Here is a 16,401-nt window from a genome sequence, read left to right as displayed (position 1 = left end):
CCACACGCGCATTCAGCCGCGCGCCAGCCTGGTAACGGAACGTATGTTTCCCATCTGACGGAATAGTCATTCATGTTGGCTAAATAGACATTTCCACTGGCGGGACAATATTTCCACTTATCATATGAACCTGCCAGAAATGGAATTTGGAGTTTGAGGGCACCATGGATATTCAGCTTAACGACATCGCGCTTTTCGTCGAGGTCGCCAAGCGCAAGAACTTCAGCCACGCCGCCGAAGCCTTGAATATTCCAACGTCCACGCTCTCGCGGCGCGTCAGTGAACTTGAGCGCAGCGTCGGCATGCGCCTGCTGAACCGCAGCACGCGCAAGATCGACCTGACCGAAGCCGGCGCCATCTATTTCGAGCGCTGCCGGCATATCGTCGAAGAAGCCCGCATCGCCCACGACCAGCTGCTGGACATGGCGGTGCAGCCCAAGGGCCGCCTGCGCATCTCGCTGCCCACCAGCCTGGCGCAACTGTTCCTTCCCGCCGTGATCCGCGAGTTCCGCGAACAGCACCCCGATATCGAATGTGATTTCGACCTGAGCATGCGGCCGATCGACCCGATCAGCAATCCGTTCGACCTGATCCTGCGCTTCGGGCAACAGCCCGATTCCAGCCTCATCTCGCGCAAGATCGTGCTGATGGCGCACCAGCTGTATGCCTCGCCCGACTATCTGGCGCGCCATGGCGAGCCGCGGGTGCCGGCGGACCTGAGCCACCACGAGTGCCTGCGCCCGACGATGCGCGACGAGTCATCCTTCTGGATGCTGCATTCGGGTGACAAGGTGGAGCGCGTGCAGGTGTCGGGCCGGCTGTCGGCCAACAATGTCGGCATGCTGGGACGCCTGGCCGGACAGGGCCTGGGCATCACGCCGCTGCTGGTGTTCGATGCGATGGAGCGGGCCATCAAGCAGGCCGGCCTGGTGCGCGTGCTGCCCGACTGGAGCCTGACGCCCCTGCCCCTGTTCGCCCTGCTGCCGTCGCGCATGCTGCCGGCCAAGACCAAGGCCTTCCTGGACTTCATCCAGCCGCGACTCTCGGATGCGTAACGCAGACGCCTGAGGCGAAGGCCTGAAGCGTCCGCGCCCGCGCCGGCCTCAGACCGACGCGCTATCGTATTGACAGACGGTATAGAGCGGCGTGCCGGTGGCCGCGATCTTGGTCGACCCGCCGAGTTCGGGCAGGTCGATGATGGCGGCGGCCTCGACCACGTTCGCGCCCAGGCGCTGCAGCAGCTTGATGGCCGCCAGCATCGTGCCGCCCGTGGCGATCAGGTCATCCACCAGCAGGACGCGCTGGCCGGTGCGCACGGAATCAGTGTGCATCTCGACGGCCGCGTTGCCGTATTCGAGCGAGTATTCCTCGGCCACGGTGCGGTACGGCAGCTTGCCCTTCTTGCGCACCGGCACGAAACCCAGGTTGAGTTCATAGGCCAGCACGCTGCCGATGATGAAGCCGCGCGCGTCCACGCCCGCCACCAGATCCAGGCGCTGGCGCATGTAGCGGTAGACGAAAAGGTCGATCAGCACCCGGAACGCACGCGGGTCCTGCAGCACTGGCGTGATGTCGCGAAAAATGACACCAGGTTGGGGCCAGTCAGGCACGCTGCGGATGGTGCGCCGGATGTACTCGGCGTTGTCGGTCTGCATGGAAGCTGGCCCAGGAGAATTGAAGCAAGGCGAACTATAACCGCGCAACCGCGCTTAAGCCAGGACCGCCACCGGTGTTGACATGTCATGCAACTGTCCGCCGCGCAAGGTACAACAGCGGTCGACGGCGCCGGGCGGCAGAACGGCATGCGTGGCCAGCACGACGGTGCGTCCCCGCACCGCGTGTTCCAGGTCGGCAAAGAACGCCGCCTCGGCCGCCGCGTCCAGTCCGGCCGTCGGTTCATCCAGCACGATGACGTCGGCCGGCGACAACAACGCCCGCGCCAGGCACAGGCGCCGCGCCTGCCCGGCGGACAGCAACGAGCCGGTTTCACCGGCCCAGGTATCCAGCCCGTCGGGCAAGCCGCGCACGAACTCCCCCAGGCGGGCGGCGTCCAGCGCGCGCCACAGCTCGGCGTCGCCGGCCTGCGGATCGCCAATCAGCAGATTGGTGCGCAGGGTGCCGAGAAACACCGGCGCGTCCTGCGACAGCAACGCGATGCGCCGATGCCAGTCCGCCTGCGCACAGGCGCGGGCATCGACACCGGCATAGCGCACCTGGCCGGCCAGCGGATCCTCCAGGCGCAGCAGCAGATGCAGCAGCGTGGACTTGCCCGCGCCACTCTCTCCCAGGATGGCGACCCGTTCACCCGGCTCGACCCGCAGTTGCACGTTGCGCAGCAGCGGCGCCGGCGTCTCGCCGGCCCGCGCCGGATAGGCGAACGACACATCGACCAGTTCCAGCGCGCCGCGCGTCGGCAGCGGGCTAGGCGCGGCGGGGTCGCGCATGTCGGGCTCGCGCTGCGCCACGTCGCGGATGCGCGCGGCGGCCGACAGCGCCGACCCCATGCGCGAAGCGCCGCGCATGATCGGGCCGGCCACCTCGAAGATGCCGATCACGGCCAGCAGCAGCCCCACCAGCAACGGCCCCTGCAGCGCGCCCGCTTCGTAACGCGCGAGGCCGAACCACAACAGCGCCAGCACCGACAGCCCGGCCGCCGCCTGCAGGAACCATTGCCCGCGCGCCGCGACCCGGGCCTGGCTGCCGCGCGCCCGCGCGCTGGCTTCGCACAATTGTTCGAAATGCGCCTGGGTCTGCGACTGCGCGTGCAGCGCGACCATATCGGCATGGCCATCGACCGCGTCGAGCACGGCGGCGCGCAGTCCGGCGGCGCTCTCCTGCGCGGCCTCGCCGGGCTTGCGCGCGGCGCGCAGCAGCCACAGTGGCACCACGGCACAAACCACCAGCAGCGCCAGGGCGAACACCAAGGCCGCGGCCGGCACCCAATACCCCAGCACCGCGGTCAACGCCGCGCCGGCCAGGATGGCCGTCGCCAGCGGCGCCAGCACGAACAGGAACACGGTATCGAGCGCGTCGACGTCGCCCGTCATGCGCGCCACCAGGTCGCCGCTGCGGTAACGCGCCAGCTGGCGCGGCGTCAGGCGGATCAGCGCCGTGAAGACCGCCGCGCGCAGGTCGGCCAGCAGGCGCAGCGTGGCGGCATGCCCGACCACCCGGTCGGCATAACGCGACACGATGCGCAGGAACGACAGGCCCCGCACCAGCGCGGACGGCGCGAACAGGTTGAAGGCGCCGCCGGCGCCGGCCAATGCGGCGCCGGTCAGGAACCAGCCCGACACGCCCAGCAGGCCGACGCCCGCAGCCACCGTCGCCAGCGCACAGAACAGCGCAAGCAACAGGCCGGCCTTGCGGCGTACGTACAGGGGCAGAAGCAGCAACAGGTTCTTCATGCGTCTTTCACTTCGGCATCGGCCACGCGCAGCACGCGCGCGAAACGCGCCGCCACCGCGGGCGAGTGGGTGGCGAGCAGCAGCGTGCGGCCCGCGGCGAATGCCAGGATCTCGTCCAGCACCCGCGCCTGCGTGGCCTCGTCCAGATGCGCCGTGGGCTCGTCCAGCAGGATCAGCCCGGGATCGCGCAGGAACAGGCGCGCCAGCGCGACGCGTTGCGCCTGGCCGCCCGACAGGCCATGGCCGCGGCTGCCCAGCGGCGTGTCCAGCCCTTGCGGCAACGCGGCGGCGAATTCGAGCACACAGGCGCGGCGCGCCGCGTCATGCACCATGGCATCGGACGCATCGGGACGTCCCAGGCGGATGTTGTCCGCGATCGACCCCGCCAGCAGCTGCGGCTTCTGCCCGATCAGCGCCACGCGCGCGCGCAGGTCGGCCTCGCCCCACTGGCCCAGCGGCACGCCATCGAGACGGATGTCGCCGTCGCCCGGGCGCAGACGCGCGATGGCCTCGATCAGGGTGGACTTGCCGATGCCGCTCGGGCCCATCAAGGCCGCGTGCTCGCCCGGGGCCAGCGTCAATGCCGCCGCGGACAACACGGGCACGGGCCGGCCAGGCGCCGTCATGGTCAAGCCCGTCACCGTCAACCCGGCGGCGCCCGATACCAGCGCCATCGACGCATCCTGGCGCGGTTCGACGGCGTCCTCTTGCGGCAGGCCATCGAACAACGTGGCGATCTGCGACACCGCCGCCAGCGCCGTGGCGCGGTCGTGGTAGTGCGCGGCGAACTGGCGCAACGGCGCATAGACCTCCGGCGCCATCAGCAGACAGAACAGGCCGGCCTGCAACGTGAACGGCGACCAGCGCAGGTCCAGGAACCCCAGGTAGCTCAGGCCGATGTAGACGGCCACGCCCGCCACGCCCAGCGCGGCGAAGAATTCCAGCACCGCCGACGACAGGAAGGCGATCCGCAGCACGGACATGGTGCGCTGGCGCAGCGCATCGCTGGCGGCGGCGACGGAAGCCGCCTCGGCTTCGGCGCGGCCATACAGCTTCAGGGTGGAGAGGCCGCGCAGGCGGTCGGCGAAGAATCCCGACAACCGCGCGAAGGCCTGCAGGTGACGCCGGCTGGCGCCTTGCGCGCCCCAGCCGACCAGCGCCATGAACAGCGGAATCAGCGGCGCGGTGATCAACAGCACCAGCCCCGCGATCACATCCACCGGCAGCAACAGGACCGCAAACGCCACCGGCAGCAGCGCCGCCGCGGCCATGGCCGGCAGATACTTGGAGAAGAAACCGTCGAGCGCCTCGACCTGGTCCACCAGCGCGCTGGCGATCTCGCCCGAGGCCTGCCGGCGGCTCCAGTCAGGCCCCTTGCGCAGCAGGCGCGCGAACAGCGCCTGGCGCACGTGGCGCTTGATGCGCTCGGCGGCGTCGGCCCCGGCGCGCTCGCCCGCCCAGGTGATGCAGGCGCGCGCCAGCATCAGCACGGCGATGGCCAGGATCTGGCCAAGCAGTTCCAGGCGCGGCGCCTGCCGCACGATGGCGGCGTCCAGCACGCTGGCCAGCAGCCAGGCCTGGACCACCAACAACGCGCCCGACGCCAGCGGCGCCGCGCCCGCCAGGATGAGCGGCAGCCGGGCCGCCCCGGCCAGCGCCATCAGCCAGCGCGATTGCTCGCGCGGCGGCTTGCGCAGGGTGGCCGAGGGGTCATGCTCGAGGCTGCTGGCGCGGCCGCTCACTCGTCGTTACGGCTGGCGCGCGGGTCATGCGAGTGACCTTCGCGCAGCTCGAACCACATTGCGTTGAGGATGGCGAACGCACACGCCAATCCCAGACCGAGTACCCATGAGAAATACCACATGGTGAAGGCTCCTTAGATCAGTACGAGTTGGGCGTGTCGCCCACGGATTCGTGCGTCACCTTGCCGCGCATGACGCGGTACACCCAGGCGGTGTAGAGCGTGACGATCGGCAGGAAGATGACCACGGCGATCACCATGATCCACAGCGTCATGTGGCTGGACGAGGCGTCCCAGACCGTCAGGCCGGCCTTGGGATTGGTCGACGACGGCATCAGGAACGGGAACAGCGAGAAGCCGACCGTCAGGATGACACCGGCGATCGACACCGCCGAGGCCAGGAACGACAGCACGTTGGCGCGCAGCGTCAACAGCAGCAGCACCAGCACGGCGCCCGCCACGCCCAGCGCGGGCGCGATCCACATCAGCGGCCACTTGGCGTAGTTGGCCATCCAGGCGCCGGCCTGCACCGCGACCGTCTTGAGCATGGGATCCGACGGTCCCTGCATGTCGACGGCGCTGGTGATGGCGTGACCGCCAAGCGCCTTCACCCAGAACCCGCCCGCGACGAACAGCACCAGCGTCAGCAGCGCCAACAGACGCCCCCAGTTGCGGGCCCGCGACGAGATCGGATCCTCGGTGCGCCAGGCCAGCAGCACCGCGCCATGCATCGCCAGCATCACCACGCTCAGCACGCCGCACAGCAGCGCGAACGGCGTGAACAGCTGGTAGAAGTGGCCCTGGTACACCATGCGCAGCGCGTTCTCGTCGAACGTGAACGGCACGCCGAGGATGATGTTGCCCACGGCCACGCCGAACACCAGCGAGGCCACCACGCCCGAGAAGCACAGCACGCCGTCCCAGCTGTTGCGCCAGCGCGTGCCTTCCATCTTGCTGCGGTACTTGAAACCGACCGGACGCAGGATCAGCGCGATCAGCGCCAGCATCATCGCCAGGTAGAAGCCCGAGAACGACGCGGCATACAACAGCGGCCAGGCGGCGAAAATGGCGCCACCCGCGGTGATCAGCCACACCTGGTTGCCTTCCCACACGGGGCCGACCACATTGATCACCACGCGGCGTTCGGCGTCGGTCTTGGCGACCACCGGCAGCAGCGCGGCCACGCCCAGATCGAAGCCGTCCATGACGGCAAAGCCGATCAGCAGCGCACCCAGCAGCACCCACCAGACCACCCGCAAGGTGGCGTAGTCAAAAGGAATAAGGGTATCCATGGCTTCTCTCCCTTAAGCGCGCACGGCGGCGTGGACGGGATCGGCGGCGGCGCTGGCCGGGGCCGGCGCGTCGGACTTCGGGCCCTTGCGCACGGCGTGCAGCATGACCTTGACGCCAATGATCAACAGCGCGGTGTACAGCACCAGGAAGATCGTCAGGCTGATGGCCAGGTCGGCGATGGTCAGGCCGGACGCCGCGTAGTACGTCGGCAGCACGCCTTCGATCACCCACGGCTGGCGGCCATACTCGGCCACGAACCAGCCGCTCTCGATGGCGATCCAGGGCATCGGCAGGCTCCACAGCGCCACCTTCAGCAGGCCGCGACGGCTGTCGAGGCGGCCGCGCGAGGCCAGCCAGAACGCCACGCCGAAGAACAGGATCAGGTACATGCCCACGGCCACCATGACGCGGAACGCCCAGAACAGCGGCGCCACGTTCGGCACGGTATCCACCGCGGCCTTCTTGATGTCTTCCTCGGTGACCTTGCTCATGTCGGTCTGGTAGCGCTTGACCAGCAGCGCGTAGCCGAGATCGGGCCAGGTGCGGTCGAACACCATGCGCGCATCGACATCCTTGGGATTGGCGCGGATCTTCTGCAGGGCGTCGTACGCCACCATGCCGTCGCGGATGCGGTTTTCGGCGCGCAGGATCAGGTCGTTGATGCCCAGCAGCGGCGTCGTCAGCGAACGCGTGCCGATGAGGCCCATGACGTAGGGAATCTCGATGGCGAAGTCGTTCTTGCGTTCGGCCTGGTTGGGCAGCGCGATCAGGTTGAAGGACGCGGGCGCCGGCTCGGTGTGCCACATGGATTCCATGGCCGCGATCTTCATCTTCTGGTGTTCGGTGGTGAGATAACCGCTTTCGTCACCCAGCACGACGACCGACAGCGCCGACGCCAGGCCGAAGCTGGCGGCGACCGCCATCGAGCGCTTGGCCAGGTCGGTGTGGCGGCCCTTGAGCAGGTACCAGGCGCTGATCGACATGACGAACATGGCGCCGGCCACATAGCCCGCGCTGACCGTGTGCACGAACTTGGCCTGCGCCACCGGGTTGAAGATCACCGCGGCGAAGTCGGTCATTTCCATGCGCATGGTGTCGGGGTTGAACACCGCGCCCACCGGGTTCTGCATCCAGCCGTTGGCGATCAGGATCCACAGCGCCGAGAAGTTGGTGCCGAACGCCACCAGCCAGGTCACCACCAGGTGGCTGACCTTGGACATGCGGTTCCAGCCGAAGAAGAACAGGCCGACGAAGGTGGCTTCCAGGAAGAAGGCCATCAGCCCTTCGAGCGCCAGCGGCGCGCCGAAGATGTCGCCCACGTAGTGGCTGTAGTACGACCAGTTCATGCCGAACTGGAACTCCATGACCACGCCCGTGGCCACGCCCAGCGCGAAGTTGATGCCGAACAGGGTGCCCCAGAACATCGTCATCCGCTTCCAGATGGGGCGGCCAGTCATGACGTACACGCTTTCCATGATGGCCAGGATGAACGACAGGCCGAGCGTGAGAGGGACGAAGAGGAAGTGGTACAGCGCGGTCGCGGCAAACTGGAATCGCGACAGGTTGACGACGTCGAGATCAATCATTGGGGCGCTCCCATGCAGGTGAGTAGCCACAGCAACCGGCATGGTTCCCAGGCCGTCTCTCGCGCCATGATAAGGGCGTTGTATACAGCTTCATAGAGGTTTCCTGAAAAAATCGGGGCGGATCAGCGATCAGCCTTTGCCCCGCAACTTGCCGGCGAAGCCCAGCACTTTCTGCACTTTCGAACCCAGCTTCATCAGGTTCTGCAGCGTCTCCGGCGGCAGACGTTGAACCTCATCGAACCATCCGGTGGACAGTTCGATGAGCTCCAGCATTTCGGTCATGCGTTGCTGCGCGTAGGCGCCATCGGGCCCCGTGGGAGGCTCGAGCAGGGTGTCTCGCAGCAAGGTCAGGGTGGGATCGATTTCGCGCTTGCGCTTCTCTTCCATCAGGATGCGGAAGATCTCCCAGACATCCTTGGGCGTCTCGAAGTAGTCGCGGCGGTCGCCGACCTGGTGCACCAGCTTCACCAGGCGCCAGGACTGCAGCTCCTTCAGGCCCAGGCTGACGTTCGAACGGGAAAAGCCCAGCGTTTCGGCGATGTCATCGGCATGCAGGGGCTGGGGCGCCAGGAACAGCAAGGCGTAGATCTGGCCGACGGTGCGATTCACGCCCCAACGGCTGCCCATTTCGCCGAAGTGCAGGACGAAACGTTCGTTTTGAGGGGTAAGCACCATGATCCATCCAGGCCAGCAAATGCAACGGCGGCAAACATAAATAGTTACGCCGTTTTCAGAAATTCCTGAAATTATCGAACAAACTGTGCGAAAACACAAACCACACCGATGGCAGGGGTATAGCCGCAAGGGATGACAATTCTGTCGCTCCGCCCCCGAAATCAGTCGCAATCTGTTGTGGGCGCACGACGAAAAAAAGCCACCCGCCTGTCGGCGGGTGGCTGGGAAGCAACGGGAAATCCGGGGCGCCGCGGCTGGCGCGCCCGGGGCTGACCGACGGGTCAGCCGGCCTTGACGGTGACGGCGGCGGAGACGCGCTTGGCCTTGGCGCGCGCGGCGGCCACGTCCTCGGCGACCGCCAGGCCCACGCCCATGCGGCGCTTGACGAAGGATTCGGGCTTGCCGAACAGGCGGATGTCGGTGCCGGGCTCGACCAGCGCCTGGGCGACGTTGTGGAACGACACGGCCTTGGCCTCGACCCCGCCATAGATGACGCTGCTGGCGCCGGGCTGGCGCAGCGAGGTGTCCACCGGCAGGCCCAGCAGGGCGCGAGCGTGCAGCTCGAATTCGTTCTGGGCCTGGGTGATCATGGTGACCATGCCGGTATCGTGCGGGCGCGGGCTGACCTCGGAGAACCAGACCTGGTCGCCGGCCACGAACAGCTCGACGCCGAAAATGCCCAGGCCGCCCAGCTCGGCCGTCACGGCCAGGGCGATCTCGCGGGCGCGCTCCAGGGCGGCGGGCGACATGGGATGGGGCTGCCAGCTCTCGACGTAGTCGCCGTCGACCTGCTTATGGCCGATCGGCTCACAGTAGCGGGTCTCGACCTGGCCGTCGGCGCCGCGGGCGCGCACGGTCAGCAGCGTGATTTCGTAGTCGAAGCGGATGAAACCCTCGACGATGGCGCGGCCGCCGCCCACCCGGCCGCCCTCCTGGGCGTAGCGCCAGGCCGAGGCCAGGTCGTCCGCGCCCTTGATGACGGACTGGCCCTTGCCCGACGAGGACATGACCGGCTTGATGACGCAGGGATAGCCGATGCCGCCGTCGATGGCCTGGCGCAATTCGTCTTCGGTATCGACGAAGGCGTAGGGCGAGGTGGGCAGGCCCAGGGTCTCGGCGGCCAGGCGGCGGATGCCCTCGCGGTTCATGGTCAGCTGGGCCGCCCGGGCGGTCGGGGTGACCCGCGCCACGCCGGCGGCTTCCAGGTCCACCAGCAAATTGGTGGCAATGGCCTCGATTTCGGGGACAATAACGTGCGGCTGCTCCTGCCGGATGATTTTTTCCAGGGCTTCCGGGTCTGTCATCGACACCACGTGGGCGCGATGCGCCACCTGGTGGCCAGGCGCGTCGGCATACCGGTCCACCGCAATGACTTCCACGCCCAGCCGCTGCAGGGCGATGATGACCTCTTTGCCCAATTCGCCCGATCCGAGCAGCATGACTCGGGTGGCCAGGGGGGACAGGGGCGTGCCAAGGACGGGACTGGGAATGCTGGACATGAGCGGGCCTGGAAAGGAAAGATTGATAGCCGGATAAAAGAGTCGCCAGGATGCCATACCCCCCTCCCAGGGGCAAACCCGCAACCTGATATTAAAATCCCCTGATGACCGACCATCCCACCACAACGTCCGAGACCGCGCTGGCATCTGCGCGCCGGACGCTGCAAATCGAAAGCCAGGGCATCCTGGACCTGTCCGCGCGGCTGGACGACAGCTTCGCGCGGGTCGTCGAGATGCTGCTGGCCTGCCGTGGGCGCGTGGTCGTCAGCGGCATCGGCAAGACCGGCCACATCGCCCGCAAGATCGCCGCCACGCTGGCCTCGACCGGCACGCCCGCCTTCTTCGTGCATGCCGCCGAGGCCGTGCACGGCGACCTGGGCATGATCACCCGCGACGACGTCCTGATCGCCATTTCGTACTCCGGCACCGGCCAGGAACTGCTGACCATCCTGCCGGTGGCCCGCCGCATGGGCGCCGGCCTGGTCGCCATCACCGGCAATCCGCAATCCGAACTGGCCCTGCTGGCCGACGTCCACCTGGACGCCAGCGTGTCCCAGGAAGCCTGCCCGCTGAACCTGGCGCCCACCGCCAGCACCACCACGGCCCTGGCCCTGGGCGATGCGCTGGCCGTGGCCTGTCTCGAGGCGCGCGGGTTCGGGCCGCAGGATTTCGCCCGCTCGCACCCGGGCGGCGCGCTTGGCCGCCGCCTGCTGACCCACGTGCGCAACGTCATGCGCCAGGGCGACGCCCTGCCCGTCGTGGCGCAGGGCACGCCGGTCTCGCAGGCGCTCGAGGTCATGTCCGCCAAGGGCATGGGCATGACCGTGGTGAGCGATGCCCAGCACCGCCCGGTGGGCATCTTCACCGACGGCGACCTGCGCCGCCTGATCGCGCGCCACGGCGACATCCGCAGCCTCACGGTCGAGGCCGGCATGACGCGCTCGCCGCGCAGCATCAACCCGGACGCGCTCGCCGTCGAGGCCGCGCGCCAGATGGACGAACTGCGGCTCAATCACATGCTGGTGCTGGACGCCGATGGCGCCCTGCTCGGCGCCTTGCACATGCACGACCTGATGGCCGCCAAAGTGGTATGACTATGACCCTTCCCTCCTCGATCACCCACCCCGCCGAAGCCCTGGTCCTGGCCCGTATCGCGCCGGCCGTGCGCGAACGCGCCGCCGCCGTGCGCCTGATGGTCTTCGACGTGGACGGCGTGCTGACCGACGGCGGCCTGTATTACGGCGAGACCGGCGAAGTCCAGAAGCGCTTCCATGCGCTCGATGGCCACGGCCTGCGCCTGCTGATGGAAGGCGGCCTGAAAGTGGCGCTGATGACCGGCCGCTCCGGCCCGATCGTCGCGCGCCGCGCCGCCGAGCTGGGCATTTCCGAGATCATGCAGGGCGTGCGCGACAAGGGCACCGCGCTGGCCGAACTTGCGCAGCGCAGCGCGGTCCAACTGAACCAGACCGGCTACATGGGCGATGACATCATCGACCTGCCGGCCATGCAACGCGCCGGCTTCGCCGCCAGCGTGCCGAATGCGCCGGGCTACGTCAGCCAGGCGGCCCACTGGATCGCCACGCAACCTGGCGGCAACGGCGCGGTGCGCGAATGCTGCGACCTGCTGCTGGCCTCCCAGGGCCGGCTGGGCGGTTTCCTGGCGGCGCCGGGGCTGCTCGGTCCTGGCGCCATCCAGTAAACGCGCCCCCAATCACGCCCTTCAGACCTGATGAAAGATCGTTTCCCTTCCCTGATCGCGCTGTTCCTGCTGCTGGTGCTCGTCGCCAGCACGTATTGGGCCGCCGACTACGCGCAGCGGGCCATCCAGACGGACCCGCCGCGCCGCGTCACGCACGAAATGGACGCCTGGTCGCGCAATTTCGTGATGCTGCGCACCGACCCCACCGGCCGCCCCATCAACCGGCTGGAGGGCGAATACGCCGAGCATTTCCCGGACGACGATTCGTATCACATCACCCAGCCGCGGGCCGTCGGCCAGCGCGAAGCCAGCCCCATCACCGTGGGCGTGTCCAAGACGGCCGTCATGGAACAGGGCGGCAAGCGCATCGTCATGAACGGCGACGCGCACGTGCACCGCCAGCCGGACGCCAACAACGACGTCCTGGACGTGCGCAGCCAGCAACTGATCCTGCTGCCCGACGACGACGTGGTCTACACCGACCTGCCGGCCGAGGTCATCAAGGGACGCTCGCGCATGAACGGCAAGGGCATGCACTACAACAACAAGACACGCCAACTGCAGGTATCCGCCTCCACCGACGTGGAAATCGCCGGCACGGAAAACAAATCGCGCCGCCCGGCCGAAACGCCTGCCAACACCACTGACCAGAAGAAACCATGACCGACTTCCGGATTCGCATTGCCCCCACCACGCGCCTGCTTGGCGCGGTGCTGCTGATGGCATCGGCGGTAGCGCCGGCGCTCGCGGCCGACCCCAAGCCGGCCGCCGCCGGCTCGAGCAAGACCGCCCCCGCCGAAGAGCCCACCACCACGATCCTGTCGGACACGTTGCACTATGACGACGTGAAGAAGCAGAGCGTATTCACCGGCAACGTCAACATGACGCGCGGCCTGATGACGCTCACCTCCGACAACCTGGAAATGCGCGAGGACGCCGCCGGCAACCAGTACGGCACCGCCACCGCCAACAAGGGCAAGGTCGTCACCATCCGCCAGGAACGCCCCGAGACCTTCGAACTGATCGAGGGCAAGGGCCTGCGCGCCGAATACGACGGCACCAACAGCACCTTCGACCTGATCGGCCAGGCCGTGGTGGTGCGCTACGTCTGTGGCAAACCGTTTGACACGATCCGCGGCGACCGGGTGCGCTACAACGAGAAGAGCGGCACCTACGAAGCCCAGGGTGGCCCGAACTCCTCGGCGGCCGGCGGCCGGGTCCGTTCCGTGGCCGAACCGCGCGCCAAGTCGGATGCCGCGGTGGCCGAGTGCCGCAAGCAGCAGGAATCGAAGAAGGGGCGCTGAAAGCGCCTCCCACGTCACCCACACGCAGCCACGATGAACCAACCTTCAGTGCAGACTCCCGTGACCTCCGCCCCTTCGGGCGTCAAGCAGGGCAGCCTGCGCGCAACCGGCTTGCGCAAGACCTACAACGGCCGCACCGTGGTGCAGGACGTGTCCCTGTCCGTCTCCAGCGGCGAAGTGGTCGGCCTGCTCGGCCCCAACGGCGCCGGCAAGACCACCAGCTTCTACATGATCGTGGGCCTGGTGCCGGCCGACGCCGGCCGCATCGAGATCGACGGCTCGGTCATCACCGCGATGCCGATCCACAAGCGCGCCCGCATGGGGCTGTCGTACCTGCCGCAGGACGCCTCGGTGTTCCGCCGCCTGACGGTCGAGCAGAACATCCGCGCGGTGCTGGAACTGCAGATCGGGCCGGACGGCCGCACGCTGTCCACGCCCAAGATCAACGAGCAGATGGAACTGCTGCTCGAAGAACTGCAGATCGGCCATATCCGCAGCAACGCCGCCATCTCGCTGTCGGGCGGCGAGCGCCGTCGCGTCGAAATCGCGCGCGCGCTGGCCACCAGCCCGCGCTTCATCCTGCTGGACGAACCGTTCGCCGGCGTGGACCCCATCGCCGTGATCGAGATCCAGCGCATCGTGCGCTTCCTGAAGGGCCGCGGCATCGGCGTGCTGATCACCGACCACAACGTGCGCGAAACGCTGGGCATCTGCGACCGCGCCTACATCATCAGCGAAGGCAAGGTGCTGACCGACGGTCATCCCGACGAAATCGTCGGCGATCCGGCCGTGCGCCGCGTCTACCTGGGCGAACACTTCCGCATGTAACACCCCCGGATAGGGGAAAGTCCCAGGGCCCCCGCGCGGGCCCGGGCGCGCCCCTGGGCGGCCGCCATGAAAATGCCATGAACTTGCGTTAGGTCAGCTTGTTTTATCGGCCCGAGTCTATACACTAGTATCAAACGAACCCCTCAAACAAGGAGAACGCCTAACGACCCCAACCGCGCCTTCCGCGCACCATTTTTTCCTCTTTTAGAAGGAGAGCACACTATGAACCTGAGCATCTGCGGTCGTCACCTCGACGTCACCCCGGCCATCCGGGAATATGTCATGAACAAACTGGCGCGAGTGCTGCGGCATTTCGATCACGTCATCGATACCCAGGTCATGCTCTCAGTAGAGCCCCTGCGGCACAGAGCCGAAATCACCATGCGTCTTAGTGGCAAGGACATTCATTGTGAAGCAACCGATGAAAATCTCTACGCCGCGATCGACCTTCTTGCTGACAAAGTCGACCGTCAGGTCATCAAGCACAAGGACAAGGTACGAAGTCACACGGCAGAGTCCGTGAAGCGGCAAGCGGCGAATCTTTCGCCAACCCAGTAACACCGCGCTTCATGACCCGCTCGCCGTGCGAGCCAAGCTAAACAGCGATTCTTGAATCCTGCCTAAGTCCCGGTGTCCCGCTAGACGTATCGTCCAGCCGGGGCATCGGCAAACTCCCTCCCCTCCCCGCACCTCCCGTCCCCCATTCGCCGGCACACGCCCGCGGATCGCCTTTTCCCGCCTGCAAACCCGCGCCGCGCACCAACGCCATACCGTACTGGTATACCCGCCTGCGCGAGAAGAATGCCCACAACCCCGCGCTATCGGTCTATGCTGTCGCTCTCGTCCCGGGACCGGCGGCCTGATCCAGGAGGGTTCAGACCACGACGCGGATGTCCCCGGCCGGCGTTTTTTTGCAGTGCGTCATATAACCCTATAATGACCTGATGAATCATTTGTCGCGCATCCTTCCCGCCGGCAACGTCGTCCTCGATATGCTCGCCACGAGCAAGAAGCGCGCGTTCGAACAGGCTGGCCTCCTCTTTGAAAACAACCACGGCTTGGCACGCGCACTCGTGTTCGACAGCCTGTTTGCGCGGGAGCGCCTGGGCTCAACCGCGCTCGGCCAGGGCGTGGCCGTGCCGCACGGCCGCGTGAAGGGCCTGGAGCAGGCGCTTGCCGCCTTCATCCGCCTGGCGCAGCCCATCACGTTCGACGCGCCTGACGGCCAGCCCGTATCGATGCTGCTCTGTCTGCTGGTGCCCGAAACCGCCACGCAGCAGCACCTGGATATCCTGGCGGAACTGGCGCAGCTCATGTCGAACAAGGCGTTGCGAGAAGCGCTGGCCACCGAGACCGACCCGGCCGTCGTCCACAAGATGCTCACCACCGGCCAACTCTGACCCCTCGCGGAAACGCTGCCATGCTCACGGTGCAGGAACTCGTCGACGACAACGCCGACAAAATCCCTTTCAACTGGATTTCCGGCCAAGGGGCCGCGGACCGCGCGATTCCCGATGACGGCATGGCGGCCGCCGACCTGGTGGGCCACCTCAACCTGATCCACCCGTCGCGCATCCAGGTGTTCGGCCAGGAAGAGCTGGCGTACTACACCCGCTTCGACCTGCGCCGCCGCATGCACCACATGGACGAGCTGCTGATCGGCGGCGTGCCCGCCATCCTGCTGGCCGACGGCCTCACGCCGCCGCAGGACCTGGTGGACCAGTGCGACCAGCACCAGGTGCCGCTGCTGTCCACCCCGGTGGCGGCCGCGCAGCTGATCGACCTGCTGCGCATCTACCTGGGCAAGAAGCTCGCCCCCACCACCACCGTGCACGGCGTGTTCCTCGACGTGCTGGGCCTGGGCGTGCTGATCACCGGCGAATCCGGCCTGGGCAAGAGCGAACTGGCGCTGGAACTGATCTCGCGCGGCCACGGCCTGGTGGCCGACGACGCGGTCGAGTTCTCGCGCACCGCACCCAACATGATAGAAGGCCACTGCCCGCAGCTGCTGCAGAACCTGCTGGAAGTGCGCGGCCTGGGCCTGCTCGACATCCGCACCATCTTCGGCGAGACCTCGGTGCGCCGCAAGATGCGCCTGAAGCTGATCGTGCACCTGGTGCGCGCCACCGCGCAGGACAAGTTCGAACGCCTGCCGCTGCAGGACATCACCCAGGACATGCTGGGCCTGCCGGTGCGCAAGGTCATGCTGCAGGTGGCCGCCGGCCGCAACCTGGCGGTGCTGGTCGAAGCCGCGGTGCGCAACACCATCCTCAAGCTGCGCGGCATCGACACCCTGGGCGAATTCATGGAACGCCAGGCGATGGCGATCCTGCAAAGCAGCAAGTGAACGCGCGTCGCCGCGCGGCACC

The 16,401-nt window shown here is 67.3% G+C and carries 17 protein-coding genes; 9 read left to right on the top strand and 8 right to left on the bottom strand.

Annotation, left to right across the window (positions count from 1 at the left end; translation table 11 throughout):
* The first annotated feature begins 164 nt into the window (after nt 1-164).
* Nucleotides 165-1,055 (top strand): LysR family transcriptional regulator, encoded by an 891-nt coding sequence (locus AOZ53_RS11310; RefSeq protein WP_006391793.1) that lies wholly within the window; start codon nt 165-167, stop codon nt 1,053-1,055.
* Nucleotides 1,056-1,103: 48 nt separating this feature from the next.
* On the opposite strand, the gene AOZ53_RS11305 is transcribed toward AOZ53_RS11310, so the two are convergent.
* From AOZ53_RS11305 to purT, 8 genes are all read right to left on the bottom strand, one after another.
* The gene (locus AOZ53_RS11305; protein WP_054429297.1) at nt 1,104-1,655 is read right to left on the bottom strand and encodes an adenine phosphoribosyltransferase; all 552 of its coding nucleotides are present in this window, start codon (nt 1,653-1,655) and stop codon (nt 1,104-1,106) included.
* Nucleotides 1,656-1,709: 54 nt separating this feature from the next.
* Nucleotides 1,710-3,407 (bottom strand): thiol reductant ABC exporter subunit CydC, encoded by a 1,698-nt coding sequence (gene cydC / locus AOZ53_RS11300; protein WP_054474885.1) that lies wholly within the window; start codon nt 3,405-3,407, stop codon nt 1,710-1,712.
* Nucleotides 3,404-5,149 carry a thiol reductant ABC exporter subunit CydD gene (gene cydD, locus AOZ53_RS11295; protein WP_054487830.1) on the bottom strand — a complete coding sequence of 582 codons (1,746 nt, stop codon included), beginning with the start codon at nt 5,147-5,149 and terminating at the stop codon, nt 3,404-3,406. The genes cydC and cydD overlap by 4 nt, the downstream gene beginning before the upstream one ends.
* Nucleotides 5,146-5,271 (bottom strand): cytochrome bd-I oxidase subunit CydX, encoded by a 126-nt coding sequence (cydX, locus tag AOZ53_RS33390; RefSeq protein ID WP_054474887.1) that lies wholly within the window; start codon nt 5,269-5,271, stop codon nt 5,146-5,148. The genes cydD and cydX overlap by 4 nt, the downstream gene beginning before the upstream one ends.
* A gap of 17 nt (nt 5,272-5,288) precedes the next feature.
* On the bottom strand, nt 5,289-6,440 hold the full coding sequence (gene cydB / locus AOZ53_RS11290) for a cytochrome d ubiquinol oxidase subunit II (protein ID WP_054429294.1): 1,152 nt from the start codon (nt 6,438-6,440) through the stop codon (nt 5,289-5,291).
* A gap of 12 nt (nt 6,441-6,452) precedes the next feature.
* On the bottom strand, nt 6,453-8,027 hold the full coding sequence (locus AOZ53_RS11285; RefSeq protein WP_054429293.1) for a cytochrome ubiquinol oxidase subunit I: 1,575 nt from the start codon (nt 8,025-8,027) through the stop codon (nt 6,453-6,455).
* A gap of 129 nt (nt 8,028-8,156) precedes the next feature.
* Nucleotides 8,157-8,702, bottom strand: coding sequence for a GbsR/MarR family transcriptional regulator (locus AOZ53_RS11280; RefSeq protein ID WP_049076860.1), 546 nt, complete (start codon nt 8,700-8,702; stop codon nt 8,157-8,159).
* Between the two features lie 281 nt (nt 8,703-8,983).
* Nucleotides 8,984-10,201 carry a formate-dependent phosphoribosylglycinamide formyltransferase gene (purT, locus tag AOZ53_RS11275; RefSeq protein ID WP_054429292.1) on the bottom strand — a complete coding sequence of 406 codons (1,218 nt, stop codon included), beginning with the start codon at nt 10,199-10,201 and terminating at the stop codon, nt 8,984-8,986.
* 104 nt (nt 10,202-10,305) lie between these two features.
* On the opposite strand from purT, the gene AOZ53_RS11270 reads away from it, so the two are divergent.
* From AOZ53_RS11270 to hprK, 8 genes are all read left to right on the top strand, one after another.
* Nucleotides 10,306-11,295, top strand: a complete 990-nt coding sequence (locus AOZ53_RS11270) for a KpsF/GutQ family sugar-phosphate isomerase (RefSeq protein WP_054429291.1) — start codon at nt 10,306-10,308, stop codon at nt 11,293-11,295.
* A 2-nt stretch (nt 11,296-11,297) separates the two neighbouring features.
* On the top strand, nt 11,298-11,900 hold the full coding sequence (locus tag AOZ53_RS11265) for a KdsC family phosphatase (protein WP_054429290.1): 603 nt from the start codon (nt 11,298-11,300) through the stop codon (nt 11,898-11,900).
* 30 nt (nt 11,901-11,930) lie between these two features.
* A complete protein-coding gene (gene lptC, locus AOZ53_RS11260) occupies nt 11,931-12,563 on the top strand; it encodes an LPS export ABC transporter periplasmic protein LptC (protein ID WP_054429289.1) in 633 nt (210 codons plus the stop codon).
* Complete coding sequence (lptA, locus tag AOZ53_RS11255; protein WP_054429288.1) at nt 12,560-13,204, top strand: lipopolysaccharide transport periplasmic protein LptA; 645 nt, start codon at nt 12,560-12,562, stop codon at nt 13,202-13,204. Before lptC ends, lptA begins: the two co-directional genes overlap by 4 nt.
* Nucleotides 13,205-13,237: 33 nt before the next feature.
* The gene (gene lptB / locus AOZ53_RS11250) at nt 13,238-14,032 is read left to right on the top strand and encodes an LPS export ABC transporter ATP-binding protein (protein WP_049076872.1); all 795 of its coding nucleotides are present in this window, start codon (nt 13,238-13,240) and stop codon (nt 14,030-14,032) included.
* Nucleotides 14,033-14,254: 222 nt separating this feature from the next.
* Nucleotides 14,255-14,590, top strand: a complete 336-nt coding sequence (gene hpf / locus AOZ53_RS11245; RefSeq protein WP_006391806.1) for a ribosome hibernation-promoting factor, HPF/YfiA family — start codon at nt 14,255-14,257, stop codon at nt 14,588-14,590.
* Nucleotides 14,591-14,976: 386 nt separating this feature from the next.
* Nucleotides 14,977-15,432 (top strand): PTS sugar transporter subunit IIA, encoded by a 456-nt coding sequence (locus AOZ53_RS11240; RefSeq protein WP_006391807.1) that lies wholly within the window; start codon nt 14,977-14,979, stop codon nt 15,430-15,432.
* A gap of 20 nt (nt 15,433-15,452) precedes the next feature.
* Nucleotides 15,453-16,379 (top strand): HPr(Ser) kinase/phosphatase, encoded by a 927-nt coding sequence (gene hprK / locus AOZ53_RS11235; protein ID WP_006216298.1) that lies wholly within the window; start codon nt 15,453-15,455, stop codon nt 16,377-16,379.
* The last annotated feature ends 22 nt before the right edge of the window (nt 16,380-16,401 follow it).

This window comes from Achromobacter sp. 2789STDY5608621 (assembly GCF_001299375.1).
GTDB classification, from domain to species: domain Bacteria; phylum Pseudomonadota; class Gammaproteobacteria; order Burkholderiales; family Burkholderiaceae_B; genus Achromobacter; species Achromobacter insuavis.
The sequence above is the reverse complement of the archived record's forward strand: the minus strand, read 5'-3'. Positions and strand labels throughout refer to the sequence as shown.